The sequence below is a fragment of the Actinoplanes sp. NPDC051537 genome, from assembly GCF_055586105.1.
Genome location: NZ_JBVJIU010000012.1, coordinates 256833 through 283274, shown reverse-complemented (window position 1 = coordinate 283274; position 26442 = coordinate 256833). Strand labels below are relative to the sequence as shown.

Below are 26442 nucleotides of genomic sequence, written 5' to 3'. Positions count from 1 at the left end.
CTCAGTCTTGTCCGGAGGACGGGAGCGCTACGTGCAGGACGGCGCTCCCGTCTTCCTGTAGCTCCACGCGCGGCATGACCGGGGTCGAGGCATCGCGGCGGCTCGCGGCCGCGATCACTTCACCGATCTCCCCGTACGGCAAGAGTGAGCGCACGGTCGTGCGGGTGGGCGGCAGCATGGCCAGTTCGTCGGTCTCCTCCGGCCGCACCCAGCGCGCGCCGTCGCTCTCGCCGGAGACGTCCCGTGCGTGCTGACCCTCCGGCAGGAGAGCCACGAAGAACCAGGTGTCGAAGCGCTTGGGCTCGAACTCCGGCGTGATCCAGCGGGCCCACGGAAGCAGCAGGTCGTCGCGCAGACCCAGGCCCCGCTTCGCCAGCAGCTCGGTCATGGTCAGCGTGCGGGCGGCGAGCGCGGCCCGGTCGGCCTCCCAGTCGTCGGTGCTGACGTCGCCGATGGTCTGGTCGACCTGGTTCACCGGGCCCGCGAGCAGGACGCCGGCCTCCTCGAACAGCTCGCGGGCGGCGGCGCCGACGACGGCCCGCGCCCTCTCGTCGGGCAGGCCCAGGCGCTCGGCCCAGTCGGTGCGGATCGTCTCCGGGTGGTCCGACGGGTCCACGCCACCGCCCGGGAACGCGTGGAGGCCACCGAACACCATCGTGGCCGCGCGCTTCAACACGTACAGCTGGAATGTGCCGCCCTCGGGGCGCAGGAGGACGACGGTGGCCGCGGGCCGGGTGGGCGCCGGTTCGCCGCGGAACTCGCGCGCCCGCCGCACCATCATCTCGGGAATCGGAAAGACAAGCGGTGAGTCGGTCACCCACTGATCCTGCCACCCGCCGCGGCCGGGACGATAACGTAGCGATCATGTCCGAACGTAAGGTCCGCTGGGGCATTCTCGGCCCCGGCGGGATCGCCGCCCAGTTCGCCAACGACCTGCCCCTCGTGCCCGGCGCCGAGCTCGCCGCCGTGGGGTCGCGGTCCGCCGAGAAGGCCGGGGCCTTCGCCGAGCGCTACGGCTTCGCGCGGGCCCACGGCTCGTACGCCGACCTCGCGGCCGACCCCGAGGTCGATGTCGTCTATGTCGCCACCCCGCACGCGCAGCACCTCGAGGCCGCCCTGACCTGCCTGGAGGCCGGCAAGGCGGTGCTGGTCGAGAAACCGATCACGCTCGACCTGACCTCGGCCGCCCGGCTCGTGCAGGCCGCGCACGCCAACAACGTCTTCCTCATGGAGGCGATGTGGATGCGCCTCAACCCGGCCGTGCTGCGGATCGCCGAGCTGGTCGAGGAGGGCGCGATCGGCTGGGTCAGCGCGATCCACGCCGACTTCGGCCTGCAGGGCCCGTTCGACGCCGGGCACCGGTTGCGCAACCCGAGGCTGGGCGGCGGCGCGCTGCTCGACCTCGGCGTCTACCCGATCAACCTGGCCCACCTGATCATGGGCGCGCCCAGCTCGGTGCAGGCCTGGGCGCACCTGACCCCGGAGGGCGTCGACGAGAACACCGGCGTGCTGCTCGGCTGGCAGCCCGGCGCGGTCGCGGCCCTGACCTGCAGCATCAACGGCGAGAGCCGGAACGCCGCGTCGATCACCGGCACCGACGGCCGGATCGACCTGCCGCCGGGGTTCTTCGTGCCGCGCGAGTTCACGCTGCACCGGGCGGGCAAGGCCGCGGAGACCTTCGAGCTCCCGTTCGAGGGCAACGGCTACCAGTTCGAGGCGGCCGAGGTGCAGCGCTGCATCCTGGCCGGTGAGCTGGAGAGCCCGCTCATGCCGCACGCCACCACATTGGAGATCATGGGTCTCCTCGACACCATCCGTGACCAGATCGGCGTCACGTACTGACTAGAGTGGCCTGATGCCGTCGAGAAAGGTCGGCGGCAAGCCGACGTCGAGCGATGTGGCCGCGGCCGCGGGTGTCTCCCGGTCCGCCGTCTCGTTCGCGTTCAACAACCCGCAGCGCATCTCGGCGGCCACCCGCGAACGGATCCTCGCGGTGGCCGCCGAGCTCGGTTACGCGCCGAACACGCTGGCCCGCATGCTTCAGGCCGGCACCACCAACTCGATCGGCGTCCTGCTGCCGCAGCGCCTCGCGCAGATCCTGGAGAACCCCTATTACGCCCGGTTCCTGATGGGCGTCGGGCAGATTTGCGACCAGGAGGGCTACACGCTGCTGCTCACGCCACCGTTGCAGGACTCGGTGCTGAAGGCGATCCCGTACGCGGCGGTCGACGGTTTCATCGTCTGCGGGCTCGAGACCGAGGGCGCCGAGGTGATCGAGCTGGAGCGGCGCGGCATCCCGTTCGTGCTGATCGACTCGGACCGTTACGAGAACGCGCCCAGCGTCGAGGTCGACGACGTCGGCGGCGCCCGCGAGGTGACCCGCTACCTGCTCGAGCTGGGCCACCGGCGGCTCGGCGTGCTCTCCATCGACCCCGGCCCCGACGTCGAGACCCGCGGTTACCGCGGCCCGCTCGGCCGGCGGATGACCGGCATCGCCGAGGCGCTCGCCGGCTCGGACCTGACGATGGCCGACGTGGCGCTGGCCGAGGTGCCGGTGACCCGGGTCGACGGCTACCGCGCGACCAGGGAGCTGATGGCCCGCGACCCCCGGCCGACGGCGATCATGGCGCTATCCGACGTGCTCGCGTACGGCGCCGTCGACGCCCTGCAGGAGCTCGGGCTCTCCGTCCCCGACCAGGTGTCGGTGACCGGTTTCGACGACCTCGCCGAGTCGGCCTGGTTCCGGCCGCGCCTGACCACGGTCCGCCAGCCCATCGTCACCAAGGGCCGCAGCGCCGCCGCGTTCCTCATCTCCGCCATCCGGGGCGAGGACCAGCACCCGCATCAGCTGCTCGGCACCACCCTCATCGTCCGCGACTCGGCAATCAAATCGCTGATGTAACACGAGTTAGTAACCTGCTACCGTCGCCCGATGAGCGATCTTCTCCCGGCTTGGTGGCGCGACGCGGTGATCTACCAGATCTACCCGCGCAGCTTCGCCGACGCGAACGGCGACGGCATCGGTGACCTGCCCGGCATCCGCAGCCGCCTGGCCTACCTGCGCGACCTGGGCGTCGACGCGGTCTGGCTGTCCCCCTTCTACCTGTCCCCGCAGGCCGACGCCGGCTACGACGTGGCCGACTACCGCACGGTCGACCCGATCTTCGGCTCGGTCGAGGACGCCCGCGGCCTGGTCGCCGACGCGCACGCCCACGACGTCCGGGTGATCGTCGACCTGGTCCCGAACCACTCGTCCGACCAGCACGAGTGGTTCCGGCAGGCGCTGGCCGAGGGTCCGGGCTCGCCGCTGCGCGCCCGCTACCACTTCCGCGACGGCCGCGGCGAGCGCGGCGAGCTCCCGCCCAACGACTGGCCGTCGATCTTCGGCGGTCCGGCCTGGACCCGGGTCGCGGACGGCCAGTGGTACCTGCACCTGTTCGCGCCGGAGCAGCCCGACTTCAACTGGGAGCACCCGGCGGTCGCCGACGAGTTCCGCACGATCCTCCGCTTCTGGCTCGACCTCGGCGTCGACGGCTTCCGGATCGACGTGGCCCACGGCCTGGTCAAGGAGCAGGGCCTGCCGGACATCGGCCGGGACACGACGTGGCACCTGCTGGACGTCGGCGAGAGCCCGTGCTTCGACCGGGACGGCGTGCACGAGATCTACCGCAGCTGGCGCGCGATCCTCGACGAGTACCCGGGTGAGCGCATCGCGGTGGCCGAGGCCTGGGCGCCCACGCTGTCCCGGGTCGCCGCCTACGTCCGCCCCGACGAGCTGCACCAGGCGTTCAACTTCAGCTACCTGGGCACCGCCTGGGAGGCCGGCGCGCAGCGCGAGATGATCGACGCCTCGCTCGCCGCCATGGGCGCGGTCGGCGCGCCGACCACCTGGACGCTCTCCAACCACGACGTCGTCCGGCACACCAACCGGCTGATGGGGGCGCACGACGGCGAGGTGGCGGGCAAGCGCCCGACCGCGGTCGACGAGGTCGCCGGCCTGCGCCGGGCCCGGGCCGCCTCGCTGCTGCTGCTCGCGCTGCCCGGCTCGGCGTACCTCTACCAGGGCGAGGAGCTGGGCCTGCCGGAGGTCGTCGACCTGCCGCCCGAGGTGCGCCAGGACCCGGCGTTCCACCGCGCCACCGGCCAGGACGGCTACCGCGACGGCTGCCGGGTGCCGATCCCGTGGTCGGGCACGGAAGCGCCGTACGGCTTCGGTCCGGTGGGTGGTCCTTCGTGGTTGCCGCAGCCCGACTCGTGGGCCGGGTTGAGCGTGGCGGCGCAGGACGGCGTCCCCGGCTCGACGCTGACCATGTACCGCGACGCGCTCGGCCTGCGCCGCAAGCTGTTCGCGGGCGACGACTTGACCTGGGTCGACGCGCCGCCCGGCGTGCTCACCTTCGACCGCGGCGGCGAGTTCCGCTGCGCGGTCAACATGGGCGGCGCCCCGGTGCGCCTCGACCCGCCGGGCGACGTGCTGATCGCCAGCGGCCCGATCACCGTCGAGGACGGTGTCGCGGTGATCCCGCCGGACACCGCCGTCTGGTGGTCGATCTAGCCGCCGGACGGCTCAGGAGAACATCGGGCGGGTGACGAAGTAGAGGACCGCGGCGATGGCGCCGGCTCCCGGAAAGGTCAGGAGCCAGGCGCCGACGATGTTGCCGGCCACGCCCCAGCGGACGGCGGAGAGCTTCTTCGTGGCGCCGACGCCCATGATGGCCGAGGTGATCGTGTGGGTGGTGCTGATCGGGGCGCCGAGGCCGATGCCGAAGACGAAGAGCAGGCTGCTCGCGACCGTCTCGGCGGCGAATCCCTCGGGCGGGCCGAGGTCGATGATCTTCCGGCCCAGGGTGCGGATGATCCGCCAGCCGCCGGCGTAGGTGCCGAGCGCCAGCACGGTCGCGGACGTCCAGTAGGCCCACGGCGGGATGTGGTCGGTCGAGCTCTGGTAGCCGCCCACGTACAGGGCCAGCACGATCACGCCGATCGTCTTGGCGGCGTCCTGGAGCCCGTGCCCGATCGACATCGCCGCGGCCGAGACCGTCTGCGCGTACCGGAAACCGCGGTTGAGCTTCGACGGCCGGCCGGTCCGGAAGATCCACATCAGCGCGAGCATGAAGAGGAAGCCGGCCACGAAACCGATCAGCGGCGAGGCGACCATCGGGATGACCACCTTGTCGAGGATCGCGTGCCACTGCACCGAGTAGCCGGCGATCAGCGCCGCGCCGACCAGGCCGCCGATCAGCGCGTGCGACGAGGAGGACGGCAGGCCGAAGTACCAGGTGATCAGGTTCCAGGCGATCGCGCCGAGCACGGCCGCGAAGACCACGCCGAGGCCGGCCACCGACGGCGGCACCGAGATGATCCCGCTGACCGTCTTGGCCACGTTCTCGCCGAAGTGGGTGCCGATGAAGTTGCCGGCGGCGGCCATCAGCAGCGCCACCCGCGGGGTGAGGGCGCGCGTGCTGACGCTGGTGGCGATCGCGTTCGCGGCGTCGTGGAAGCCGTTGGTGTAGTCGAACACCATCGCCACCACGATCACCGCGAGGACGGCGATGAGCTCGGCGGACAAGGCCTATGACTCCTTGACCGCGATGGTCTCGACCGTGTTCGCCACGTGCTCGAAGGCGTCGCAGGCGGCCTCGAGCTCGTCGGCGACCTCCTTCATCTTCAGCACGGTGAGCGCGTCGTACTCGCCCGAGAAAAGACGGACCAGCAGCATCCGGTACGCGCGATCGCCATCGTTCTCGAGACGGTTGATCTCGATCCAGTACTCGTCGAGGTCCTTCATCGAGCGCAGCCGGGGCATCGCCTCGGCGGTCACCTTGGACTGCTGGTCGAGCACGGTGATCAGCTCGTGCATCTCGCGCGGGAGCGACGGCAGTTCCGTCAACCCGTACAGGTAAAGGAGGTTGCCGACCGCCTCGAGATGGTCCATCACGTCGTCGAGCTGGGAGCCGAGCGAGTAGATGTCGGCCCGGTCGAACGGCGTGATGAAGGTCGAGTTGATCTTCTTGTAGAGATCGTGCGTGATCTGGTCGCTGTCGTGCTCCACATCGGTCAGCCGGTCGCTCACCGACTGCACGTCCACGCCGGGCAGCGCCAGCTCGTTGAGAAGCTCGGTGCCCTTGACCAGATTCTGCGCGGCGGACGTGAAGAGATCGTAGAAGGCGCCCTCGACGGGGCGGAAGGAGAACTTCACGGCGCGGACCTCGATCGACGGGCAGGGGATGGATCTCCAGGAATGCTAGCGGTCCTCGCTTCTTAACCTGCTGTTCGCCCGCCTGGTTGCCCCGGGATGCCGGTTTCTACACCGGTTCGTAACTCCGATCGGGGCGGGGCGCGTTCGGTCGCGGGGACGATCGGCGGACCGCGCGGGTGGGCAGCGGGGCGCGCGGAACCCAGCGGGCGACCGGATGGCGGCGGAGGTGACGGACCAGTCCGCGCTGGTCGGCGTCGGCGATCACGTCGACCCCGGCGGCGCCGAGCTCGGTCCAGACGGCGCGGCGGGCGCGGCGCGAGCCGTCGGGGAGGCCGGCGATCCGCACCGTACGGCCGTCGTCGTGGGCCTGGCGCACCAGGGCGTGCAGCAGGTGCCGTTCCTCGGCCGAGATCGGCTCGCACCCGTCCCAGCCGAAGCGGCGGCCCCACGGCTCGCTGATCATCGGGACCAGGGTGGGCGGCGCCGATCGGGAGCCGATGTCGTCGAAGGTGCCGTCGGCGAACGCGTACCTCTCGCTCTGCTCGGCCAGCAGCTCGCGCACGTCGACGATGCCGGTCACCGAGACGGTCACCGCGCCCGGCACGAGGGTCTCGCCGTCGAAGTGGCTGAGCAGGGCGGCGTGGTCGCGCAACTGCTGGTCGAGCATCCGGTACGCGCGAAGCAGCGTCTCCGCCTCGCGATTGGCCCCGGCGAACTCGACCACCAGCCGGAACGGCACCTGCTGATCGCGGGCGAGCCGGCCGCCGCGGGTCCGGGCCCGGGCGAACAGCGGGGTCAGCACGAGCCGGCGCAGCGTGCGGCCCGGTTGCGGCCCGCCCGGCCCGAGGAACAGCTCGCCGTGCGGCCCGGGTGTGACCGGCACGGTCAGGCCGCCGAGGCCGAGCTTGAGCACGCTCGGGAGCGGGTCGACGCTCCGCGGCGCCGCGAGCGCGTGCCCGGCCGGCAGGTACGGCTCCGGGCGGCGCATCAGGACGGTCGCGGCCGATGCCGCGCCGGCCACCCCGGCCAGGCCGGCGAGACCACCGGCGATCGTTGTGCCGTTCACCGCGCGCCACCACCCGTTTCGTACGAAATGCGTGTTTATTACTGTGTCACATCCGATACCCGCGTCCGGGCAATGTCGCGCAGAATTTCCCCATGCCGGACGAGTTCGAGGCCGAGCGGCCGCACCTGCTCGCCGTCGCCTACCGGATGCTGGGCAGCCGGGCCGAGGCCGAGGACGCGGTGCAGGAGGCCTGGCTGCGCTACGCGAAGGCGCGCGACGGCGGCGAGATCCACGACCTGCGCGGGTGGCTCACCACCGTCACCGGGCGGATCTGCCTCGACGTGCTGAAATCCGCCCGGGTGAGCCGGGCGGCGTACCCGGGCCAGTGGTTGCCGTCCTTCGTGGTCGAACCCGAGGCCGGTCCCGCCGCCCGGGCCGAGATCAGCGACCAGGTCGGCCTGGCCCTGCTCGTGGTGCTCGAGAAGCTGACCCCCGAGCAGCGCGTCTCGGTGGTGCTGCACGACGCGTTCGGCATGCCCTTCGAGGACGTGGCCACCGTGCTCGGCACGACCGAGAGCGCCGCCCGGCAGCACGCCTCCCGCGGCCGGCGGGCGGTGGCGCAGGGCGGTGTCCGGCACAGCGCCGGACCGGCCGAGCGGCGCAAGGTCCTCGCGGCGTTCCTCGAGGCGGCCGGCAACGGGGACCTCGAGGCGCTGGCCGCCGTGCTCGCCCCCGACGTGGTGGCGATCGGCGACGGCGGTGGCCTGCCCGGCGTCGGCACCCGGCCGGTGACCGGCGCCGACAAGGTGGCCCGCTTCTTCCTCGGCATTCTCGGCGGGATCGACGAGATGACCGTCGACACGGTGCTGATCAACGGGGAGGTCGGCCTGCTGGCCCGCGGGACGCAGCTCAACGGCCGGCCGGTGCTGTCGGCGCTCGCGATCACGGTGGCCGACGGCCGGATCACCGGGATCTTCAACCAGCTGAACCCCGACAAGCTGGTGCTAAGCGACCTCTTGTAGGTATTTGTGGTACTGCGCGGCGAACGGCTCGGTGCCGTCGCCGAGCGCCACCATCAGCTTGCCGGCCGCGGCCCGGGCCTCGGCGACCAGGTCGTCGGGGTAGCCGAACTGCACCCGGTGCTCGTCGAACTCGTCCTCGTCGCGCAGCTCGACCAGGCCGGACTCGCGGCGGCGTACCACGTCGAGGTCGAGGTCGATGATGTGCACCGTGTCGCCCTCCCACCGGGCCGGCGTGGTGATGTCGCAGTAGACCTCGCTGGTGCGCGGCGCCGGGTTGAACATGCCGGTCCACCACGCGTGGTGGGGGATGAGCAGCACGAACGGGATCTGCTCCACCGACGGGCGCCCGTGGTAGACCGAGGGCGTCCCGCGATTGACGCCGACCCACACACCCAGGTCGTCGGAGTCGAAGCGGCGGGCCGGATAGTCCCGGTGGGCCGAACCGTCGTACTTCGTGTAGACGACCCGGACCATCTCGTGCGGCATGCGAGAACCCTAACGGTGGTCGGCTTCTGTCGGTGGTGGCGGGTACCGTCTCTGCGTGCCCAGCGCTACCCGGAAGAAAGCATCCGCCGACGAGCTCCTGACCGCGGCGGTCGGAGCGGTCCCCGGTGGCGCCGCGCGCCCCGGTCAGCAGGCCATGGCGAGCGCCATCGACAAGGCCGTGCGCGATCGTGAGCACCTGCTCGTGCAGGCCGGCACGGGCACCGGGAAAAGCCTGGCCTACCTGACCCCGGCGTTGCTGGTCGACGGCCCGGTGGTGGTCTCGACCGCCACCCTGGCGCTGCAGAACCAGCTGGTCGAGCACGACCTTCCGCGGCTGGCCGACGCGGTCGAGCCGGTTCTCGGCCGGCGGCCCACGTTCGCCGTGCTCAAGGGCCGGCACCACTACCTGTGCCTGGCCAAGATGGAGCACGCCGACGAGGACGAGCCGACCGACACGCTGTTCGACGACGCGCCGCCCAAGGCCACCCAGTGGCTGGGCGAGGCGGGCAAGCTCGGCAAGCAGATCCAGCGGCTGCACGCCTGGTCGGAGAAGACGACCACCGGCGACCGCGACGAGCTCGACCCGGGCGTCGACGACACGGCCTGGCGGCAGGTGTCGATGCCGGCCCGCGACTGCGTGGGCGCGTCCAAATGCCCGTACGGCGCGGAGTGTTTCGCCGAGGCCAGCCGGGCCCGCGCCCGCGAGGCCGACATCGTGGTCACCAACCACAGTCTGCTCGCCGTCGACATGCTCGCCGACCGGCACATCGTCCCCCCGCACAAGCTGCTGATCATCGACGAGGCGCACGAGCTGGCCGACCGGGTCTCCTCGGCGGCCCAGGCCGAGCTGACCCCCGACGCGATCGAGCGCTCGGCCCGGCGCGCCGGCAAGCTGATCCCGCAGGCGGCGACGGACGCGCTGGCCGAGGCGGCCGACGCGCTCACGGTGGGCCTGGCCGACGCGCCGGCCGGCCGGTTGACGTCCGGGCTGCTCGAGCCGCTCCAGCAGGCGGTGACGCTGCTGGAGATGGCGGCGCGCTCGGCGCTGAGCGCGATCGGCGAGATCAAGAGCGACGATCCCGATCCCGTACGCAAACAGCAGGCCAAGGCGGCGCTGGATGACCTGTTCGGGACGGCCCAGCGGCTGCTCGAGGAGTCGGATTTCGACGTGGCCTGGGTCGAGAAGTCCGACATGGGCAGCGGCCGCCGGGCGCTGGTGGTGGCGCCGCTGTCGGTCGCCGGCACGCTCTCCCAGGGCCTCTACTCCGACCGGACGGTGGTCGCCACCTCGGCCACGCTGACGCTGGGCGGCCGCTTCGACACCGTGGCCCGCTCGCTCGGCCTGCCGGTCGCCGCCCCCACCGTGCCGTCGGCCCGCGCCGTCGCCGAGACCGCGGCCCCCGGCGCCCTGGCCCCCGGTTCACTGGCCGCCGAGGCCCCGCCCGCGTCCGGCGACGGCTGGACGTCGCTCGACGTCGGCTCCCCCTTCGACTACCCCAAACAGGGGATTCTGTACGTGGCGGCGCACCTGCCCCGGCCCGCCGCGTCCGGCCTGCCCGCCGGCGCCGGCGAGGAGCTGGTCAAGCTGGTCGAGGCGCTCGGTGGCCGTACGCTCGGGTTGTTCTCGTCCCGGCGGGCCGCCACCCAGGCGGCCGAGCTGTTGCGCGCCCGCACCGACTTGCCGATCCTGTTGCAGGGCGAGGAGGCGCTGCCGCTGCTGGTCCGCAAGTTCCGGGAAGACCGCCAGAGCTGCCTCTTCGGCGTGATGTCCCTCTGGCAGGGCGTCGACGTCCCCGGCGACGCGTGCCAGCTGGTGGTGATCGACCGCCTGCCGTTCCCCCGCCCCGACGAGCCCCTGGCCGCGGCCCGCTCGGCCGCCGTCGACGCGGCCGGCGGCTCCGGCTTCGCCGCGGTCAGCGTGCCGATCGCCGCGATCCGCCTGGCCCAGGGCGTCGGCCGCCTGATCCGCTCGACCGGCGACAAGGGCGTGGTGGCGGTCCTCGACTCCCGCCTCGAGACGGCCCGCGGCTACGGCGCGTTCCTGCGCCGGTCGCTGCCGCCTTTTTGGTATACAACCCGCGCCGAGGTGGCGATGGGCGCCCTGCAGCGCTTGGCGAAGGCGGAATGATGCTCGAGATCGCCTGCACGTTCCTGGTCGCCGAGACCGGCGCCGTGCTCCTCCAGCTGCGCGACGACAAGGCCCCCTACTACCCGAGCGTGTGGGGCCTCCCCGGCGGCGCGGTCGAGCCCGGCGAGACCCCGCAGCAGGCGGCCACGCGCGAGCTGTGGGAGGAGTCGGGCCTGCGCCCCCAGGCCGCGCTGCGCCTGTTCCTGCGCCAGGAGCTCCCGGCCGAGGACCGCGTGAAGAGCTACTTCTTCGGCCCGACGACGGCCACCCAGACCGACGTGATCCTCGGCGAAGGCGCCGCCATGCTCTTCATCCCGGCGCGCGAGGTGCTGGATCGCCCCTTCACGCCGGGCTCGGCCGAGGTGATCGCCGAGTTTCTGCGCTCGCCCGAGTACGCGTCGCTGGTTCCCGGGCGCTGATCCGGCCGGGGCTCGCCCGCCCGCAGGCTTGCCCGACCTCGGGCTTGCCCGACCTCGGGCTTGCCCGACCTCGGGCTTGCCCGCCTCAGGCCACGGTGAGCCAGACCTTGCCGACGCGGGCGACGATGTCGACCTCGCCACCGAGGCCGGCCACGTAGGCGCGCAGCACGGTGAGACTGACCGGCTGCCCGCACTCGAGCCGGCTGATGTTCTCGCGGCTCAGGCCGGTTGCCGCCTGGAACCGCACCTGGGTCATGCCGAGGTCCTTGCGAATCTCGGCCAACCGCGCGCCATTCACGGAGGTGAGCATCATCCCTCCTTTATACGCGACAACTAGTCGCCAAGCTAGGCCACGTTGAGCGCGATGTCGCCGATCCGCACGACGACCCCGACCCGTCCGCCGAGGCCGATGGCGTAGGTACGCAACACGTCGAGGCCGACCGTCTCCCCGCGCTCGATCCGGCTGATCCGAGCCTGGCTAAGTCTCCCCGGTTCGTGAGCTCACTCATCCTTGTCCCTTTCCGGCATCGCCAGGCCCGGGGCGGTCCTTCGGGTCGGGTGTGCGGACGTGTCACCATGGCTGCCGTGACGGGACCGCAGCTCAGTACGCCGCCCGGTCGACGCCGGCGGTGGTGGGTCGGCGGGATCGTCGTCGGGTGGATCGCGGTGGTGGCGGGGCTCGGGGTCTGGTCGGTGCGGCACAGCCCGGCCACCGTGCCCGAGCAGCGGGACATCGCTCAGGCGGTGCCGGAGCTGCAGCGGGCCGCGGGGACGGTCTTCGCGGCGGCCGGTGGGGATCGGCGGGTCGCGGTGCTCGGGCAGCTCGAGCTGATCTCGGGGTGCCGGATCACGCCGGTTCGGCACGGGATCATGGCGGCTCGGGACGTCACCGTCTACGTGACTCAAGGGGAAGCCGAGGCGGGGCTCGACGCGATCGCCGAGGGGCTGCCCGCGAGCTATCAGGCCGGGGTGGCGGTCACGCGGGGGGCCACCCGGCTGTCGTTCCACGCGGACGCCGGGAACTTCGTCGGGGTCGACACCTCCGCCGACGCCGCGGCCAAGGTGCTCACGCTGCGGCTCACCAGCGGGTGCCGGCCGGGTGACGCGAGCGATGCCGACACGAGCGATCCGGCGGCGGGGACGGCGCCGGCCGAGCTGGGAGCGGTGCTGAGCGGGCTGGGCGTCGGCGACGGTCAAGGCGGCGACGGGGGCGGCGGGACCGGGGCGCCGGCGGTGCGGGCGGTGGCCTGCCCGGATGGTGGGGTTGCGGCCGGCTACACCGTGGACCGGATTGCGACACCCGGTGATCTGGATGCGCGGATGCGGCGGCTGACCGCGGGGTCGGTCGTCGTGCGGTCGGACGCGGCCGCGTGGGCGTACCGGAAAGGCAATGAATCCGTTGTTGTCGTGCCCGACGACCAGAAGCTGCGAGTGACCGTCAGCACCGGCTGCTAGTAGACCAGGGCCTGCGCGCCCTCGGTGGTGACCTCCTCGACGAAGACCGCGGCGCCGGCGATGCGGATGCCGGGGAGGACGTCGTCGGGGGTGATGTCGCGGCGGGCGGCGCACTGGGTGCAGGCGGTGACCCGGCCGTTGGCGAGCAGCAGGTCGAGCAGGTCGGGCAGGGGAGCGGCGTGCGGCAGCTCGAAGTCGGCGGCACGGCCGGGCAGCGCGAACCAGGTGGACTCGCCGGTCAGCCAGAACGAGACGTCCACGCCGGACGCGGCGGCGGTCGAGGCCACCGTGAAGGCCTGCGAGCAGCGCTCCGGAGCGTCCGCGCCGGCGGTTGCCTTGACGACCAGCAAACGTGCCATGCGGTCAGCATAAGATGGTCCGGTCATGGTTACCGAGATCGGGTTCGTGAGCCTGCTGGTCGCCGGTTTGGGCGCGCTGGCGGGCGGCTTCGGCTATCTGGCCATTCGGATTTCGAGGGGGCGTTGGTGAGCGGCGAGGCAGAGTCGGAGAATCCGCTGGGCCCACCCCCGTGGCTGAACGCTCCGCCGGTCGACGCTTACCCGTACGAGGACACGCACGATCTGCGTCAGGGCGCCGACCTGCACCCGTCGTTGCTCGGGCTGCTGCCGTTCGTCGGGCTGTGGCGCGGGCGTGGGCAGGGCGGGTTCCCGGCCGACGACGACTACAACTTCGCCCAGGAGATCCGGGTCAGCCACGACGGCCGGCCGTTCCTGCGCTTCGAGTCCCGGTCGTGGCTGCTCGACGAGGAGTCGAAACCGGCCGGCGAGTGGATCCTCGAGTCGGGCTTCTGGCGGCCGGTGCTGGTCGACGGGCGGCCGGGCGACGAGATGGAAGCCACGATCATCACGCCCGAGGGCACCGCCGAGCTGTACCTGGGCAAGACGATCGGCACGACCCGGCTCGAGATGGAGGCCGACGCGGTCGCCTACACGCCGACCGGTCAGCACGTGACCGGGGCGCAGCGGCTGTTCGGCGTCGTCGAGGGCGCGCTGCTCTACGCCCATGAGATCGCCATCGACGACAGCGGCCTGCGCCCGCACATGTCGGCGCGCCTGCTCCGCATCGGGGGCTAGTAGCCCAGCAGCTCCGACAACACCGGCGTCCAGCGAGACCGAGGCCGCGGGGTGCCGTCCAAGGAAAAGACGAACGCGAGACCGCGCAGGGCCGAGGCGAACCAGATCGCGTCCGCCCCGCGCAGCTGGTCGATCGTGATCATCCGCTCCTCGCCGCGGAGGCCCACCTCGGGTGCGCGGGCGAGCAGCTCGGCGGCGGTGGTGCCGGGCAGGATCGGGGCCTCGGAGGACGGCACGGTGCACAGCGTGTTCCCGGCCAGCCAGACGAGCGAGGCGGTCGGGGCCTCGAGGGCATGGCGGGAATCGGTGAGCCACAGCATGTCGTCGGCGCCGCGGGACCGGGCCCAGCGCCGGGCCGCGAAGCTCTCGGCGTACGAAAGCGTCTTGGCCTGGGAAAGAGACCACGGCGGCCGGGAGCCGGCGACGGCGCTGATCACCCGGATGCCTTCCCGGCGCTCGCGCAGCGAGTCGGGCGCGATCGGCGAGACCGTGACGTGCTGCGACCGGCGGGTGCGGATGAGGCGCAGGGCCTGCTCGTGACCGGTCAGCCCGGCGAGATCGTCGTCGGGGACGAACGGCGGAAGGTCGAGCAGCGCCGCCGACCGGGCCAGCCGGTCGAGATGGGCGGCGAGGAGCCACGGGCCGGACGGGCGCAGATGAACCGTCTCGAAGACCCCGTCGCCGAACAACTCGTCCGGCTCGATCGAGAGCGTCACCGCCGGAGCGTAACCGCGGATCGAACTATGCTCGTAGCGTGTCCGCCACATCGCTAGCCGAGATGCTCCGGGAGCGCGGGCTGCGCCTCACGCCGCAGCGCCAGCTGATCCTGGAAGCGGTGCACGAGCTCGGTCACGCCACGCCCGAGCAGGTGCACACCGCGGTGCGTGAGCGCGTCGCCGGGGTCAACATCACCACCGTCTACCGCACCCTCGAGCTGCTGGAAGAGCTCGGGCTGGTCAACCACACGCACCTGTCGCACGGCTCGCCGACCTATCACGCCGCGGGTGAGGATCAGCACGTTCACCTGGTCTGCCGTGGATGCGGGTCGATTTCTGAGGTAGACCCAAGTGTGATGCAACCGGTGACCGACCGGCTGCTGGCCGAGCGTGCCTTCCGGGTCGACGTCGGCCACGTCTCGCTTTTCGGTGTCTGCGGCCAATGTAAGGGAACACAGCGCAAGGAGTCGTAAATGACCGTCGTCATGGTCGAGGACCTCGATCCCTCGTCCGCCGACGCGGGGGTGGCCGCGCACTACGGCGACCCGATGCGGGAGCAGCGCACCCTGGCCACGGCCGTCGGCCTGGTCGATCGCTCGAACCGGGACGTGATCGCGGTACCCGGCGACGAGCGGGCCTCCTGGCTGCACACTCTGACCACTCAGCACTTGTCGGATCTGTCGCCCATGAACGGCAGCGAGCTGCTCGTCCTCTCGCCGAACGGGCACGTCGAGCAGCACGCCTACGTGACCGAGGACGGCACGACGGCGTGGCTGGACACCGAGCCGGGTGCGGGCGCGGGCCTCCTGAAGTATCTGGAGATGATGCGCTTCTTCACCCGCGTCGAGCCGCGTGACGCCACCTCCGAGATCGCGGTGCTGTCGCTGGTCGGTCCGGGCGCGGCCGATCTCTTCCCCGGGTTGGGGGAACCCCGGATCGGCGCGGTGCCGGGTCCGAAGTTCGCCGCCGGGTCCGTGCCTCCGCACGCCACGAGCACCTATGCCGTACGCGAATTCGAGGGCGGCCTGGCCCGGCGGGTGCCCCTGGGCGTCGACCTGCTCGTCCCGCGCGCCTCGAAGGCGTCGGTGATCGAGAAGCTTGGTGTGCCACTGGCCGGGCTCTGGGCGTACGAGGCGATCCGGGTGGAAAATCGCATCCCGCGTCTGGGGTGGGAGACCGACCACCGGACGATCCCGGCCGAGGCCGGCCTGATCGCGAGCGCCGTGCACCTGGACAAGGGCTGCTACCGCGGCCAGGAGACGGTGGCCCGCGTACACCATCTGGGTCGTCCTCCTCGCCGCCTCGTGCTGCTTCATCTCGACGGCATCGCCACCGACCAGCCGCCCGCGCAGGGCACCCCGGTGCAGCTCGGCGACCAAGCCGGTCGTGAGATCGGCTTCATCGGCACCGCCGTGCGCCACCACGAGCTCGGCCTGGTCGCGCTGGCCGTGCTCAAGCGCAGCGTCGCCGACGACGCCGAGCTGCGAGTGGGAGAGTCGGTCGCGTCCGTCGACGCGAGCTGAACTAACGTTCACGTCATGACCGGGACCGTGATCACCGTTGCTCCGACCGGCGCCGAAGTCAGCAAGGCGGAGGTGGCGGCGCTGCCCGTCACGCTCGACGAGCTGGTGCAGACCGCCAAGGAGTGCGAGGCGCTGGGCGCCTCGATCATCCACGTGCACATCCGCGACGACCGCGCCGAGCCGACGCTCGACCAGGGCCGCCTGCGCGCCACCGTGGCGGCGCTGCGCGCGTCGACCGACCTGATCGTGCAGCTCTCCTCGGGCGGGGCGGTGACCGACCCCGAGTCCGACCGGCTGGCCGTGCTCGACGCCGCCCCCGACATGGCGTCCTGCACGATGGGCACGGTCAACTTCGGCGACGGCGTGTTCCTGAACCGCTGGGAGTTCATCGTCGACCTGCACGCCCGCATGCAGGAGCGGGGCATCGTGCCGGAGTACGAGATCTTCGACCTGGGCCAGCTCACGACGCTTCAGCGGCTGCTCGGCAAGTACGGCCTGCCGGCCGGCGGCCACGTGCACGTCGACCTGGTGATGGGCGTGCCGGGCGGGATGCCGGGCACGACCGGCGCGCTGGCCGCGTGCGAGCAGGCCATCCGCGACCTGCCCGCGGGCACCACCTTCTCGGCCACCGGCATCGGGCGCAGCACCATTCCGGTCATGCTGGCGTCGCTTTCGGCGGGCGGTCACCTGCGGGTCGGCATGGAGGACACGATCACGTACGCGAAGGGCCAGCCGGTCGAGTCGAACATGCAGCTCGTGGCCCGGGCCGCCGGGTTCGCCCAGCTCGCCCAGCGCCCGCCGCTCACGCCGTCCGACACCCGGGCGCTCCTGGGCCTGGAAAAGTGATCATCGCGGAGGTGGTGCGCTCCGGCTTCGTGGAGAGCGTCCACCACGGCTCGGTGGCGGTGCTCGGCGGCTCAGTTCCCGATGCCTCGCGGGGCGACGTCACCAGCCCGATCTTTCCCCGGTCGTCGAACAAGCCGCTGCAGACCGTCGGCATGCTGCGGGCCGGGCTGGCGCCGCGCGACGAGTCCGACCTCGCCCTGATCAGCGGCAGCCACTTCGGCGAGCCGCTGCACGTGCGCCGGGTGCGGGACATCCTCGAGGCGGCCGGCCTCGAGCCGGGCGCCCTGCGCTGCCCGGCGTCGCTGCCCCTCTCCGAGCGGTCCCGCGACGACTGGCTGCGCAACCAGGGCGGCCCGGAGCGGATCCTGATGAACTGCTCGGGCAAGCACGCCGGCATGCTCGCGACCTGCGTGGCCAACGGGTGGCCGCTCGACTCGTACCTCGACCCCAAGCACCCGCTCCAGCTCGCGATCACCGACGCGGTGACCGATCTGGCCGGCGAGCCGATCGCGGCGGCCGGCGTGGACGGCTGCGGCGCGCCGGTGCTGGCCTTCTCGCTGACCGCCCTGGCCCGGGCGTTCGCCCGCCTGGTCGAGGCCGCGCCCGGCAGTCACGAGCGACGGGTGGCCGACGCCATGCGGGCGCACCCGGCGCTGGTCGCGGGCACCGACGCCGACGACACCGTGCTGATGGGGGCGGTGCCGGGCCTGCTGGCCAAGGGCGGCGCCGAGGGCGTCGTGGCGGTCGCGGTGCCGGGGGTGGGCGCCGTGGCCATCAAGATCGAGGACGGGGGGATGCGGGCGCGCACGCCCGTGCTCCTCGATGAGCTGCGCCGGCTCGGCGTACGCGTACCGGTGCTCGAGGAATTGATTTTGGGTGGTGGGGAGCCCGTCGGGGAGGTTCGTCCGGTTCGGTGACCCGTCTCACGCTAGCTGAAGTTAGCGTTTTGCTTGCAACAGCTAGCACCCCGAGCTACCTTCGGATGCATGGCCACGCCCAAGGATCTGCCTCAGGACATCGGAAGCTTCATCCGTGACCTGCGGCAGACCGCGAAGATCTCGCTGCGCCAGCTCGCCGACAAGGCGGGCGTGAGCAACCCGTATCTCAGCCAGATCGAGCGTGGCCTGCGCAAGCCGAGTGCCGAGGTGTTGCAGCAGATCGCCAGCGCGCTGCGGGTTTCGACCCCCGCGATGTACCTGCGTGCGGGTTTGCTGGACGGTGAGGGCCAGCAGGGGGTTCTGGCCGCGATCGCGGTCGACCCCGATCTCACGATTGCCCAGAAACAGTCGCTGTCGCAGATCTACGAGACGTTCCGGAACGAGAGCGCCCGGAACGCGCCTTCGGCATCGCCCGCGCCCGAGACCACGCACGAACCCGAGGAGACGAAATGACCGACCAGACCAAGACCCGATTCCCCGCCCCGCTCTACGCCGCCGCCGGCGCCGGTGAGCTGGCCTACCAGCAGCTGCGCAAGCTGCCGGCCGTGGTCAACGAGCTGAGCGAGAAGGCCGCCGCCTCGCTGCGCACCTACAACGAGCAGGCGAACGTCAAGGCCACCCAGCTTCGCGAGAAGGCACAGACCACCGACTTCGACGCCCTGCGCGGCAACGCCGCCAGCGTGGCGACCTCGCTGGCCCAGCTGGCCCAGGAGCGCACCGTCGCGGCGTACACCGCGCTGGTCGCCCGCGGCGAGCGCGTGGTCGGCTCCGGCGTCGTCGACGCCGCCGACGTGGTGAACGCCGACCTCGAGACCACCGAGGCCCCGAAGGCCGTCGAGGCGGCCAAGCCGGCCTCCACCCCGAAGCCGCGCAAGCGCGTCACCAAGCCGGCCGCCGAGTAAAACCGGCCCGGTCAGATACATGATCAGCAGGCCCCGGCAGACGCCGGGGCCTGCGGCATAGAATTTCCCTCATGGCCTCTTCCGCGCCGATCTTCTACGACGACGTTCGGTATTACATCGAGATCCTCATCATGATCCTCTCGCTCGTCGTGCAGGCCGTGGCGCTCATTCACTGCCTCACCCAGCGAGGCGACGGTTTCCAGGCCATCGGCACCCTGCCGAAGGGCGCCTGGGCCGCGATCCTGGCCGTCTGCATCGTGCTGACGTTGCTGGTCAGCGGCGCCGTCGGCATCTTCAGCCTGATCGGCATCGGCGCCGCGATGGTCTACCTGCTCGACGTCCGCCCCGGGCTGAAAGACCTGTCGGACGGTAAAGGGTTCTGGTGAGGCGGTTCGGTCCGCCACCGCCGGACGGCGGGCCCCGCCTGCACCGGCCCGATCCCACCGGCCCGCGCTCGGGCCGGCCCACCCTTCCCGGCGCGCCCACCGAGCTGATCTCCACCCCATCGGGCGTACGCCTCGAGCAGCTGACCACCGGCGTGGGTGACCCGGTCACCGTCTTCGCCCATGGCCTCGGCGGCGACATCGCCGGCACCCGGCCGCTGGGCAGCGCGGTGACCGGCCGCCGGGTCTTCTTCCACTTCCGTGGCCACGGCCGCTCCGACGCCCCGGTCGGGCCGTGGACGTTCGGCGACCTCGCCGACGACCTGCGCGCGGTGGCCGACCGGGCCGGCGCCACCCGGGCGCTCGGCGTGAGCATGGGCGCCGGCGCACTCTGCCGTCTGCTCAGCGAGACGCCCGATCGCTTCGAGCGGGCCGTCTTCTACTTGCCCGCGCCGCTCGACGGCACCCGCCCGGCCGCGGCCGAGGTCCGGGTCGAGCGGCTGCTGGCGGCGGTCGAGTCGGGCGAGGCGGCGTCGATCGCGGCCGCCGCCGAGTTCGAGCTGCCGCCGTCCGTGCGCAACACGCCGACCGGGTGGAGCTATCTGCGCCAGCGGGTCGAGCAGTTGCAGCGGGACGGGCTGGCGGCCGAGCTCACCACGCTCTGGCATCAGCCGGCCGTGCCCGACCTGTCGGCGCTGCACGCCTTCCGGGGCCGGGCGCTGGTGCTCGGCTGCCTCGGCGACGACGTGCACCCGGTGGCCTGGGCCGAGAAGCTGGCCGCCTCGCTGCCGGGCGCCGAGCTGTACATATACGACCGCCCGGCCGTCCTGTGGACGGACCGGGCGGAGTTGCGTACGCGTATCTCGTCGTTCCTGAACGGCTAGCTCGTCAGGCTGTACGTCGCGTTGTACGAGTCGGTGTCGTTGCCGACCTTGTCCCAGGCGTAGTACCAGACCTGCAGCGTGTATCCCTTGCCGAGCCCGTCGACCGGGGTCGACCAGTTGCCGGCGCCGTCGACCGGGCGCAGCGCCTGGGCCGCGTCCGGCAGGTTCTGGCCGGTGTACTTCACCCAGGTCCGGCTCGAGAAGTTGTAGTAGTACGTGGTCGAGGCGTTCCATTTGTACGCCTGGACACCCACTACGTCGGCGCCCGACTCGGTGTCGGTGGCCCGGCCCTTGACCGTGCTCCACGACGACGCGGTGTGCGGGGTGGCCGGCACGGTCAGCGACACCGAGGGCGCCGTGACGTCGGGCAGCACGTTCAGCGAGGCGGCCGGGCGCGGGGTGGCCTTGCCCTGGGCGTTCTGCGCGGTGACCGAGGGCGTCCACAGGCCGGCGCCGTACCAGTGCGCGACGGTCGTGCTGGTCGCGTCGGCGAGCAGGCTCGTCTCGCCGTCGCCCCAGCCGGTCCACACCTGGCTCGCGGTCGGCAGGCCGGTGGCGAGCATCCGGCCCTGCTCCATGTAGCCGGGATAGGTGTAGATCGTGGGGCGCTGCCAGGCGAACAGGCCGGGGGAGGTGGTGACGGTGACCGTCGAGCCGGCCGGGAAGACGCCGGCGCCCTGCCCGGTGCCGTCGTTCAGGGTCACCTTGATGTCGTAGGCGCCGGGAGCGGCGTACGAGTGCGTGGTCGTCGGCATGGTCTCGACCGTGCCGTCGCCCCAGTCCACCGTGCGCGTGGTCGTCGCCGGGGCCAGGCCGCTCTCGGTGAGAGTGACCCGCTGTCCGGCCCAGATCGCGGTGCTGTCCAGTGTGTAGGTGGCGGTCGGTGGCGTCCCGACCGGCGGGTCATCGGCCCGGGCCGGGGTGCCGATCGCGACAATCCCGGCCGTGAGCGCGAGCGCGAGTAAGGGCAGCTTCATTCGTTCCCCCGTGCATCAGCCCATCGATGGCGACAGGACATTAACGGCCGGTCGCATATTGATCAAGCGGGTTGGCCGTAACCTTTTCGCCTCGCCGACCGGTGTTCTAACGTGCGGTTATCCCCTAAATCCATCTTTTTCGGACTCGTGGCGTTCGGTTTGCCGATCTCGGTGGCTGTCGGCTGGACCCTGGCGGCCCCGCCCCGGCGCCCGGCCGAGGTCGGCGCGACCGCCGGAACCGGTGCCCTGGGCGCCGGCGGCGGCAACGGCGCGATCGGCACGGCCCCGCGCCGCGGCGGCTCGGGCGGCGGGTCGCAGCCGCTGACCGAGGTGCAGTACTCGCCCCGGCCGATGCTGACCTCAGCCGCGGCGCCGCCGGTGGCGACGGCGCCCTCGTCGGCGCCGACGCCGACGACCGTCCCGCCGGTGGTGACGATCACGGAGTCGTCGCTGCCGCCGCTGGACGAGCCGCCGGTGCCGACGCCCACCGAGATCAGCGTCACGCCCAGCGCGTCGGCCGATCCTTCGTCGAGCGCCGATCCCTCGGGGAACGCGTCCTCGTAGGCGGTTCGGTGGCGCTTCGGCCGCGCTTCGCTGGCGCTTCGGTGGCGCTTCGGTGGCGCTTCGGTGGCGCTTCGGCCGCGCTTCGGCCGCGCTTCGCTGGCGCGTAGGCCCTAAGCTGCCTGGTCGTGACCGCAGTTCGCCAGTTCCTGCTCGGCGTGACCCTGCTCGGCCGCGGCCTGGTCCTGGTTCTGCGCAGCCCCAAGCTGCTCGGCCTCGGCCTGCTGCCCGCCGTGATCGCCGGTGTGCTCTACGCGAGCGCCCTCGCCGCGCTGATCGACTTCCTGCCGCGGCTGTCCCGGGGCGTCACCTGGTTCGCCGACGACTGGCCGCAGGGCTGGCGCGACGTCATGCAGATCCTCGGCGGCGTCGGGCTGCTCGGCACGTTCGCGCTGCTCGGCATCCTGACCTTCACGGCGGTGACGCTGCTGATCGGCGACCCGTTCTACGAGAAGATCTCGGAGCTGGTCGAGGCCCGCTTCGGCGGCGTGCCGGGCGAGGTCGAGGTGACGTTCTGGCAGTCGCTGCGGCGCGGCCTGGTCGACTCGGTCCGCCTGATCGGACTGTCCATCTTGGTCGGCATCCCGCTGTTCCTGCTGGGCTTCCTGCCGTTCGTCGGGCAGACCGTGATCCCGGTGCTGGGCGCCCTGGTCGGCGGTTGGCTGCTCGCGGTCGAGCTCACCGGCGTGCCGTTCCAGCGCCGCGGCCACCGCCTGGCCGGCCGCCGCGCGGCGCTCAAGACCAACCGTCCGCAGACGCTCGGCTTCGGCGTCGCGGTGTTCTGCTGCTTCCTGATCCCGTTGGGCGCCGTCCTGCTGATGCCGGCGGCGGTGGCGGGGGCGACGCTGCTCGCTCGGTCGGTGCTGGGCCAGCCGATCGAGGAGCGCCCGTCGCCGAGCCTGGCGCGTCAGTAAGCGTCGGAATGCTCGCCCGCCTGTGGATGGCGGCGGAAAAGTGTCAGAGGCTGCTGCTTTACTCCACCCCCACCCAGAACGGGTGGGGGTGGGTCGTCGGCCGGGTGTCAGGTGTCGTAGTCGCCGAGATCCCAAGGCGGGGCGAAGGCCATGTAGTCGCCCGGCTCGGCGGTGACCCACCAGATGGCGTCGCTGTCCGCGGGCGGCTCGACGATCAGTCCGAAGCTCAGGCCGAAGCGCTCCACCGTGAACGGCTCGACCTCGATGCGGTCGAACTTCACCGTGCCGAGCTCTCGGAGCCTCGCCCGGTAGACCTTCGACGCGGCCGCGTCGTTCTCCGAGAAGGCGTCGATCTTGGCGGTACGAAAGCGGCCGTCGGAGTCGAAGAGGTACAGCGCGACGAAGTTTCGCGCGGTCTCCGGGTCGAACGGCCTGGTCAGAAAGAACTGGCCACCGTCGGCGGTGCGCCCGACGTGCTTGGCCTCGAAGCCGTTGTGGTTGATGGCGATCCGGGTCGGGCGGCCTTCGGTCGGATACGCGGGATGTTCGCTTTCGGCGGGCGAAGCGGCGGCCGAAGCGGCGGCCGAAACGGCGGGCGAAGCGGCAGGCGAAACGGCGGCCGAAGCGGCGGGCGCGAAGAGACGGCCCGGTCAGGCCGATTCGCGGATTACCAGCTCGGTCGGCAGGACCACGGCGTCGGCCAGGTGGGGCTCGCCGTTTATCAGGCCCAGCAGCTGCCGGGCCATCGTGCGGCCCATCTCGACGATCGGCTGGCGCACGGTGGTGAGCGGCGGCTCGCTGTAGCGGCTTATCTCGAAGTCGTCGAAGCCGATCACCGCGACGTCGGACGGCACCCGGCGGCCGGCGTCCTTCAGGGCCAGCAGCGCGCCGTGGGCCATCATGTCGGAGGCCACGAAGACCGCGTCCAGGGCCGGGTCGTCGGCGAGCAGGGAGCGCATCGCGACGATCCCGGACTCGCGGGTGAAGTCGCCGACCGCCACGTGCTGGGCGAGGCCGGCCTCCTCGAGGGTGGTGCGGTAGCCGGCCAGGCGGTCGATGCCGGCCACCATGTCCTGCGGGCCGGCGATGGTGGCGATCCGGCGGCGGCCGGCGGTGACCAGATGGCGTACGGCCGAGCAGACACCCCCGAAATGATCCACATCGACGTACGGCACGGCGGCCGCGCCGATCGGGCGACCGCTGCAGACGACCGGGATGCCGAGCCGCACGAGCGTCCCGGGCAGCGGGTCGGCGCCGTGCATCGAGGCGAACATGACGCCGTCCACGTGGCCGGCCACCGCGTACCTCTCGACGCGGTCGTGGCTCTTGGCCGAGCCCGCCATCATCAGCACCAGCTGCTTGTCGGCGGCCTCGAGCTCGCCGCCCACGCCGCGGATGATCGCCGGGAAGAAGAGGTCGTCGGAGAAGACGCGGTTAGCGGTCTCCGGCAGGATCAGCGCGATCGACTCGGTGCGCTGGGTGACCAGGCTCCGGGCCGCTTGGTTGGGCACGTAGCCCAGTTCCTCGACGGCCCGGTTGACCGCCTCGCGGATCGAGGCGGCCACCGATGTCGAGCCGTTGACGACGCGGGAGACGGTCGCCCTGGATACTCCGGCGCGTCGCGCCACCGCCTCCAGGGTCGGCCGCTCCCGCGTCACCACCAGGTCACCCCTCGCTCTCTCCCGGGTCGGCGATGCCGTTGCGGCGGATCACCTCCCGGTACCACTTCGCGCTGTCCTTGAGAACGCGCTTCTGCGTCGCGTAGTCGACGTGCACGATCCCGAAGCGCTTCGCGTACCCCTCGGCCCACTCGAAGTTGTCCATCAGCGACCACACGAAGTACCCGCGCAGATCGACGCCGGCCGCCAAGGCATCATGGCAGGCTCGCAGGTGGCCGTCGAGATACTCGATGCGACGGGTGTCGTGAACGTCGCCGTCCTCGGCCGGTCCCTCCGGGTACGCCGCGCCGTTCTCGGTGATCAGCATCGGGATGCCGTCGTAGTCGTCGTGGATCCGCTTGAGGATGCTGGTCAGTCCGGACGGCTCGATCAGCCAGTTCATGTCGGTCACCGGACCGTCCGGGTCACGGTAGGCGATGCCCTCGCTGCCGGGCTGGTCGGGCGCCGCCGGCGTTCCGGGCTTCGCCGACACGTACGCCGGCTGATAGAAGTTGATCCCCAGCACGTCGATCGGGGCCTTGATGGTCGCCAGGTCGCCGTCCTGGATGTAGGACAGGTCGGTGAACCGGGCCATGTGCGCGAGCATGTCCGCCGGGTACTGACCCTTGAGCAGCGGGTCGAGGAACATCCGGTTGGACAGGCCGTCGATGATCCGCACCGCCTCGCGGTCGGCGGCGCTGTCCGGGTCGACCGGGAAGGCGACCGACGGGTTGAGCGTGATGCTGACGCTGCGGGCGCCGGCGTCGCGCAGGGCGCGTGCCGCCAGGCCGTGGCCGAGCAGCAGGTGGTGCACGGCCGCGAAGGCCGCCGCCGGGTCCTGCTTGCCGGGCGCGTGCCGGCCGCTGGCGTACCCCAGGTAGGCCGAGCACCACGGCTCGTTCAGCGTGGTCCAGGTGCCGACCCGGTCGCCGAGCCGGGCGTGGACGATCCGCGCGTACTCGGCGAACGCTTCGGCCGTGAGACGGTTGGTCCAGCCGCCCAGGTCCTCGAGCGTCTGCGGCAGGTCCCAGTGGTAGAGCGTGACCACCGGGTCGATGCCCTTGCCGAGCAGCTCGTCGGTGAGCCGGTCGTAGAAGTCCAGCCCCTTCACGTTCACCGGGCCCGTGCCGTCCGGCTGGATCCGCGGCCAGGCGACCGAGAACCGGTACGACGCGAGACCGAGATCCGCCATCAGCGCCACGTCGTCGACGTAGCGGTGGTAGTGGTCGCAGGCCACGTCGCCGGTCTGACCGGCGAAGACCCTTCCCGGCGTACGGCAGAAGGTGTCCCAGATGGACGGGCCGCGACCATCCTCCCGCGCCGCGCCCTCGATCTGGTACGACGCGGTGGCCGCGCCCCAGATGAAGCCGTCGGGGAAGGTGATCCCGGCGAGGGCCGGCTGCGCCGACGTGGACGTGACGGTTGCCGTCATGCGTTCCCCGCTTCCTGGTGTGTCAACTTAACCGGTTAATCATAGGGGCCGAAACCGGCCCGCGACGTGCCGGTAAGACGAATTTAAACGGGTCAGCCCGTACGCAGGGCGCTGATCAGGCGAGGATCACCGGTCACGACCAGGCGATCCATCCGCTGACGGCCCATCAGCGCGAGCAGCAGGTCACTCGCCGTGCCGGTCGCCTGGGCGCGCGCGTGGTGGTCGTCGGTGTCGAGGATCGTGCCCGTGTCGAGCAGCGCCACCCCGGGGCCGCGCAGCCGCACGAACCACTCGTGACCCGAGTCGCCGGCCACCAGGTGCACGACGCCGTGCAGGTCGGTCGGGCCCTTCCGCTTGCCGGCGGGCAGCCAGGTGTCGAGCACCTCGCCGACCCCGTCGGCCGCGAGCTTGGTCTCGATCGGCGTGGCCCGGCCGGCCGCGGCCTCGGCGTCCCACCGGTGGATGGAGATCTCGTGCGCCATCCGGCGGTGCCAGAACCCGGCCTGCTTGGCCTGCGGCGCCCAGTTCCAGGCCGGGAAGTCGGCCTCGACCGCGTCGAGGGTCTCGATCGTGCCGGTCAGCTCGCGCCGCAGCTCGTCGAGGGCCTGATCCCACTCGGGCCGGTCGCCGTCCCGCTCCGGGCGGGTGGTCGGGCCCGCGGTCGTGCCCCGCGGCACCGTCTCGCGCACCCAGTGCAGCAGGGTGGTGACGTGCTCGACCAGGTCGGCGCCGGTCCAGCCGGGGCAGGGCGGTACCTCGGCCGTCGGCCCGGCCTGCGCCACCGCGTCCTGCAGCGCGGGGCTGTCGGCCCGCAGGGCCGCGAGCCAGAAGTCCTTCGTCGCGTGCAGCCTGTTCATCCCGCTTCTCTCCAGTCGGAGGTGCCGATGAGGTGCGCCCGG

32 protein-coding genes are annotated in these 26442 nt (G+C 71.9%); 19 read left to right on the top strand and 13 right to left on the bottom strand.

Translation table 11 applies throughout. From position 1 onward, the window contains the following. Position 1: 1 nt before the first annotated feature. Entirely contained in the window at positions 2-817 is an 816-nt protein-coding gene (locus ACZ6TB_RS29445) for an NUDIX hydrolase (protein WP_465559113.1), read from the bottom strand. Between the two features lie 47 nt (positions 818-864). On the opposite strand from ACZ6TB_RS29445, the gene ACZ6TB_RS29440 reads away from it, so the two are divergent. The 3 genes from ACZ6TB_RS29440 to ACZ6TB_RS29430 are packed head-to-tail and all read left to right on the top strand — an operon-like array spanning position 865 to position 4555. Further along, positions 865-1842 carry a Gfo/Idh/MocA family protein gene (locus ACZ6TB_RS29440; RefSeq protein WP_465559111.1) on the top strand — a complete coding sequence of 326 codons (978 nt, stop codon included), beginning with the start codon at positions 865-867 and terminating at the stop codon, positions 1840-1842. 13 nt (positions 1843-1855) lie between these two features. Next, complete coding sequence (locus ACZ6TB_RS29435; protein WP_465559110.1) at positions 1856-2902, top strand: LacI family DNA-binding transcriptional regulator; 1047 nt, start codon at positions 1856-1858, stop codon at positions 2900-2902. Positions 2903-2932: 30 nt separating this feature from the next. Beyond that, positions 2933-4555 carry a glycoside hydrolase family 13 protein gene (locus ACZ6TB_RS29430; RefSeq protein WP_465559108.1) on the top strand — a complete coding sequence of 541 codons (1623 nt, stop codon included), beginning with the start codon at positions 2933-2935 and terminating at the stop codon, positions 4553-4555. Positions 4556-4567: 12 nt separating this feature from the next. On the opposite strand, the gene ACZ6TB_RS29425 is transcribed toward ACZ6TB_RS29430, so the two are convergent. From ACZ6TB_RS29425 to ACZ6TB_RS29415, 3 genes are all read right to left on the bottom strand, one after another. Further along, entirely contained in the window at positions 4568-5569 is a 1002-nt protein-coding gene (locus ACZ6TB_RS29425) for an inorganic phosphate transporter (RefSeq protein WP_465559106.1), read from the bottom strand. Between the two features lie 3 nt (positions 5570-5572). Continuing rightward, complete coding sequence (locus tag ACZ6TB_RS29420; protein ID WP_465559104.1) at positions 5573-6199, bottom strand: DUF47 domain-containing protein; 627 nt, start codon at positions 6197-6199, stop codon at positions 5573-5575. A 106-nt stretch (positions 6200-6305) separates the two neighbouring features. Next, positions 6306-7265: a PI-PLC domain-containing protein gene (locus ACZ6TB_RS29415; protein ID WP_465559103.1), complete on the bottom strand. Its 960-nt coding sequence runs from the start codon at positions 7263-7265 to the stop codon at positions 6306-6308. 92 nt (positions 7266-7357) lie between these two features. Here ACZ6TB_RS29415 and sigJ point away from each other — a divergent pair, with 92 nt between their 5' ends. Beyond that, entirely contained in the window at positions 7358-8227 is an 870-nt protein-coding gene (gene sigJ, locus ACZ6TB_RS29410) for an RNA polymerase sigma factor SigJ (RefSeq protein WP_465559101.1), read from the top strand. Here the strand turns inward: sigJ and ACZ6TB_RS29405 are convergent. Next, positions 8210-8713 (bottom strand): DUF402 domain-containing protein, encoded by a 504-nt coding sequence (locus ACZ6TB_RS29405; RefSeq protein ID WP_465559100.1) that lies wholly within the window; start codon positions 8711-8713, stop codon positions 8210-8212. The genes sigJ and ACZ6TB_RS29405 overlap by 18 nt on opposite strands. 55 nt (positions 8714-8768) lie before the next feature. Here ACZ6TB_RS29405 and ACZ6TB_RS29400 point away from each other — a divergent pair, with 55 nt between their 5' ends. Next, on the top strand, positions 8769-10841 hold the full coding sequence (locus ACZ6TB_RS29400; protein ID WP_465559098.1) for an ATP-dependent DNA helicase: 2073 nt from the start codon (positions 8769-8771) through the stop codon (positions 10839-10841). After that, positions 10838-11260: an NUDIX hydrolase gene (locus ACZ6TB_RS29395; protein ID WP_465559097.1), complete on the top strand. Its 423-nt coding sequence runs from the start codon at positions 10838-10840 to the stop codon at positions 11258-11260. The genes ACZ6TB_RS29400 and ACZ6TB_RS29395 overlap by 4 nt, the downstream gene beginning before the upstream one ends. A gap of 85 nt (positions 11261-11345) precedes the next feature. Here ACZ6TB_RS29395 and ACZ6TB_RS29390 read toward each other — a convergent pair whose 3' ends face one another. Next, complete coding sequence (locus ACZ6TB_RS29390) at positions 11346-11570, bottom strand: helix-turn-helix domain-containing protein (RefSeq protein WP_465559096.1); 225 nt, start codon at positions 11568-11570, stop codon at positions 11346-11348. Positions 11571-11845: 275 nt separating this feature from the next. On the opposite strand from ACZ6TB_RS29390, the gene ACZ6TB_RS29385 reads away from it, so the two are divergent. Continuing rightward, positions 11846-12715, top strand: a complete 870-nt coding sequence (locus tag ACZ6TB_RS29385) for a hypothetical protein (protein WP_465559094.1) — start codon at positions 11846-11848, stop codon at positions 12713-12715. Here ACZ6TB_RS29385 and ACZ6TB_RS29380 read toward each other — a convergent pair. Further along, positions 12712-13074, bottom strand: coding sequence for a DsrE family protein (locus ACZ6TB_RS29380; RefSeq protein ID WP_465559093.1), 363 nt, complete (start codon positions 13072-13074; stop codon positions 12712-12714). The genes ACZ6TB_RS29385 and ACZ6TB_RS29380 overlap by 4 nt on opposite strands. A 25-nt stretch (positions 13075-13099) precedes the next feature. Here ACZ6TB_RS29380 and mtfM point away from each other — a divergent pair, with 25 nt between their 5' ends. After that, a complete protein-coding gene (gene mtfM / locus ACZ6TB_RS29375; RefSeq protein ID WP_020513070.1) occupies positions 13100-13204 on the top strand; it encodes a small membrane protein MtfM in 105 nt (34 codons plus the stop codon). Continuing rightward, positions 13201-13809, top strand: a complete 609-nt coding sequence (locus tag ACZ6TB_RS29370) for a heme-binding beta-barrel domain-containing protein (protein WP_465559089.1) — start codon at positions 13201-13203, stop codon at positions 13807-13809. Before mtfM ends, ACZ6TB_RS29370 begins: the two co-directional genes overlap by 4 nt. Here ACZ6TB_RS29370 and ACZ6TB_RS29365 read toward each other — a convergent pair. Continuing rightward, on the bottom strand, positions 13806-14525 hold the full coding sequence (locus ACZ6TB_RS29365; RefSeq protein WP_465559087.1) for an aminotransferase class IV: 720 nt from the start codon (positions 14523-14525) through the stop codon (positions 13806-13808). The genes ACZ6TB_RS29370 and ACZ6TB_RS29365 overlap by 4 nt on opposite strands. A 62-nt stretch (positions 14526-14587) precedes the next feature. Here ACZ6TB_RS29365 and ACZ6TB_RS29360 point away from each other — a divergent pair, with 62 nt between their 5' ends. From ACZ6TB_RS29360 to ACZ6TB_RS29325, 8 genes are all read left to right on the top strand, one after another. Continuing rightward, on the top strand, positions 14588-14998 hold the full coding sequence (locus tag ACZ6TB_RS29360) for a Fur family transcriptional regulator (RefSeq protein WP_465559290.1): 411 nt from the start codon (positions 14588-14590) through the stop codon (positions 14996-14998). Then, positions 14999-16048, top strand: coding sequence for a CAF17-like 4Fe-4S cluster assembly/insertion protein YgfZ (ygfZ, locus tag ACZ6TB_RS29355; RefSeq protein ID WP_465559084.1), 1050 nt, complete (start codon positions 14999-15001; stop codon positions 16046-16048). It abuts the gene before it with no gap. Between the two features lie 15 nt (positions 16049-16063). Beyond that, positions 16064-16894 carry a beta-keto acid cleavage family enzyme gene (locus tag ACZ6TB_RS29350; protein WP_465559081.1) on the top strand — a complete coding sequence of 277 codons (831 nt, stop codon included), beginning with the start codon at positions 16064-16066 and terminating at the stop codon, positions 16892-16894. Continuing rightward, positions 16891-17811, top strand: coding sequence for an asparaginase (locus ACZ6TB_RS29345; RefSeq protein WP_465559079.1), 921 nt, complete (start codon positions 16891-16893; stop codon positions 17809-17811). Before ACZ6TB_RS29350 ends, ACZ6TB_RS29345 begins: the two co-directional genes overlap by 4 nt. Positions 17812-17880: 69 nt before the next feature. Next, positions 17881-18285, top strand: coding sequence for a helix-turn-helix domain-containing protein (locus tag ACZ6TB_RS29340; protein WP_465559077.1), 405 nt, complete (start codon positions 17881-17883; stop codon positions 18283-18285). Next, the gene (locus tag ACZ6TB_RS29335; protein ID WP_465559074.1) at positions 18282-18734 is read left to right on the top strand and encodes a hypothetical protein; all 453 of its coding nucleotides are present in this window, start codon (positions 18282-18284) and stop codon (positions 18732-18734) included. Before ACZ6TB_RS29340 ends, ACZ6TB_RS29335 begins: the two co-directional genes overlap by 4 nt. Before the next feature lie 71 nt (positions 18735-18805). Next, positions 18806-19120: a DUF2516 family protein gene (locus ACZ6TB_RS29330; protein WP_465559072.1), complete on the top strand. Its 315-nt coding sequence runs from the start codon at positions 18806-18808 to the stop codon at positions 19118-19120. Continuing rightward, positions 19117-20001, top strand: a complete 885-nt coding sequence (locus tag ACZ6TB_RS29325; protein ID WP_465559069.1) for an alpha/beta fold hydrolase — start codon at positions 19117-19119, stop codon at positions 19999-20001. The genes ACZ6TB_RS29330 and ACZ6TB_RS29325 overlap by 4 nt, the downstream gene beginning before the upstream one ends. On the opposite strand, the gene ACZ6TB_RS29320 is transcribed toward ACZ6TB_RS29325, so the two are convergent. Continuing rightward, positions 19998-20978 carry a PKD domain-containing protein gene (locus ACZ6TB_RS29320; protein ID WP_465559066.1) on the bottom strand — a complete coding sequence of 327 codons (981 nt, stop codon included), beginning with the start codon at positions 20976-20978 and terminating at the stop codon, positions 19998-20000. The two genes, ACZ6TB_RS29325 and ACZ6TB_RS29320, sit on opposite strands and share 4 nt — an antisense overlap. 147 nt (positions 20979-21125) lie before the next feature. Between ACZ6TB_RS29320 and ACZ6TB_RS29315 the strand changes: the two genes are divergently transcribed. Together ACZ6TB_RS29315 and ACZ6TB_RS29310 are read left to right on the top strand one after the other, a co-directional pair. Continuing rightward, entirely contained in the window at positions 21126-21542 is a 417-nt protein-coding gene (locus tag ACZ6TB_RS29315; RefSeq protein WP_465559064.1) for a hypothetical protein, read from the top strand. 125 nt (positions 21543-21667) lie between these two features. Next, positions 21668-22453 carry an EI24 domain-containing protein gene (locus tag ACZ6TB_RS29310; protein WP_465559060.1) on the top strand — a complete coding sequence of 262 codons (786 nt, stop codon included), beginning with the start codon at positions 21668-21670 and terminating at the stop codon, positions 22451-22453. 107 nt (positions 22454-22560) lie between these two features. Here ACZ6TB_RS29310 and ACZ6TB_RS29305 read toward each other — a convergent pair whose 3' ends face one another. From ACZ6TB_RS29305 to ACZ6TB_RS29290, 4 genes are all read right to left on the bottom strand, one after another. Beyond that, positions 22561-22734: a hypothetical protein gene (locus ACZ6TB_RS29305; RefSeq protein WP_465559058.1), complete on the bottom strand. Its 174-nt coding sequence runs from the start codon at positions 22732-22734 to the stop codon at positions 22561-22563. A 369-nt stretch (positions 22735-23103) separates the two neighbouring features. Then, positions 23104-24114: a LacI family DNA-binding transcriptional regulator gene (locus tag ACZ6TB_RS29300; protein ID WP_465559056.1), complete on the bottom strand. Its 1011-nt coding sequence runs from the start codon at positions 24112-24114 to the stop codon at positions 23104-23106. Positions 24115-24118: 4 nt separating this feature from the next. After that, entirely contained in the window at positions 24119-25543 is a 1425-nt protein-coding gene (locus tag ACZ6TB_RS29295) for a GH1 family beta-glucosidase (protein ID WP_465559055.1), read from the bottom strand. A gap of 92 nt (positions 25544-25635) precedes the next feature. Next, positions 25636-26400, bottom strand: coding sequence for a maleylpyruvate isomerase family mycothiol-dependent enzyme (locus ACZ6TB_RS29290; RefSeq protein ID WP_465559053.1), 765 nt, complete (start codon positions 26398-26400; stop codon positions 25636-25638). Positions 26401-26442: the final 42 nt, after the last annotated feature.

Bases quoted from the DNA above. Each gene is read 5' to 3' on its own strand.
- ACZ6TB_RS29440 (WP_465559111.1), top strand. From the start codon at position 865: ATGTCCGAACGTAAGGTCCGCTGGGGCATTCTCGGCCCCGGCGGGATC.
- ACZ6TB_RS29435 (WP_465559110.1), top strand. From the start codon at position 1,856: ATGCCGTCGAGAAAGGTCGGCGGCAAGCCGACGTCGAGCGATGTGGCC.
- ACZ6TB_RS29430 (WP_465559108.1), top strand. From the start codon at position 2,933: ATGAGCGATCTTCTCCCGGCTTGGTGGCGCGACGCGGTGATCTACCAG.
- sigJ (WP_465559101.1), top strand. From the start codon at position 7,358: ATGCCGGACGAGTTCGAGGCCGAGCGGCCGCACCTGCTCGCCGTCGCC.
- ACZ6TB_RS29405 (WP_465559100.1), bottom strand. From the start codon at position 8,713: ATGCCGCACGAGATGGTCCGGGTCGTCTACACGAAGTACGACGGTTCG.
- ACZ6TB_RS29395 (WP_465559097.1), top strand. From the start codon at position 10,838: ATGATGCTCGAGATCGCCTGCACGTTCCTGGTCGCCGAGACCGGCGCC.
- ACZ6TB_RS29390 (WP_465559096.1), bottom strand. From the start codon at position 11,570: ATGCTCACCTCCGTGAATGGCGCGCGGTTGGCCGAGATTCGCAAGGAC.
- ACZ6TB_RS29380 (WP_465559093.1), bottom strand. From the start codon at position 13,074: ATGGCACGTTTGCTGGTCGTCAAGGCAACCGCCGGCGCGGACGCTCCG.
- mtfM (WP_020513070.1), top strand. From the start codon at position 13,100: ATGGTTACCGAGATCGGGTTCGTGAGCCTGCTGGTCGCCGGTTTGGGC.
- ACZ6TB_RS29360 (WP_465559290.1), top strand. From the start codon at position 14,588: ATGCTCCGGGAGCGCGGGCTGCGCCTCACGCCGCAGCGCCAGCTGATC.
- ygfZ (WP_465559084.1), top strand. From the start codon at position 14,999: ATGACCGTCGTCATGGTCGAGGACCTCGATCCCTCGTCCGCCGACGCG.
- ACZ6TB_RS29350 (WP_465559081.1), top strand. From the start codon at position 16,064: ATGACCGGGACCGTGATCACCGTTGCTCCGACCGGCGCCGAAGTCAGC.
- ACZ6TB_RS29340 (WP_465559077.1), top strand. From the start codon at position 17,881: ATGGCCACGCCCAAGGATCTGCCTCAGGACATCGGAAGCTTCATCCGT.
- ACZ6TB_RS29335 (WP_465559074.1), top strand. From the start codon at position 18,282: ATGACCGACCAGACCAAGACCCGATTCCCCGCCCCGCTCTACGCCGCC.
- ACZ6TB_RS29330 (WP_465559072.1), top strand. From the start codon at position 18,806: ATGGCCTCTTCCGCGCCGATCTTCTACGACGACGTTCGGTATTACATC.
- ACZ6TB_RS29320 (WP_465559066.1), bottom strand. From the start codon at position 20,978: ATGAAGCTGCCCTTACTCGCGCTCGCGCTCACGGCCGGGATTGTCGCG.
- ACZ6TB_RS29295 (WP_465559055.1), bottom strand. From the start codon at position 25,543: ATGACGGCAACCGTCACGTCCACGTCGGCGCAGCCGGCCCTCGCCGGG.
- ACZ6TB_RS29290 (WP_465559053.1), bottom strand. From the start codon at position 26,400: ATGAACAGGCTGCACGCGACGAAGGACTTCTGGCTCGCGGCCCTGCGG.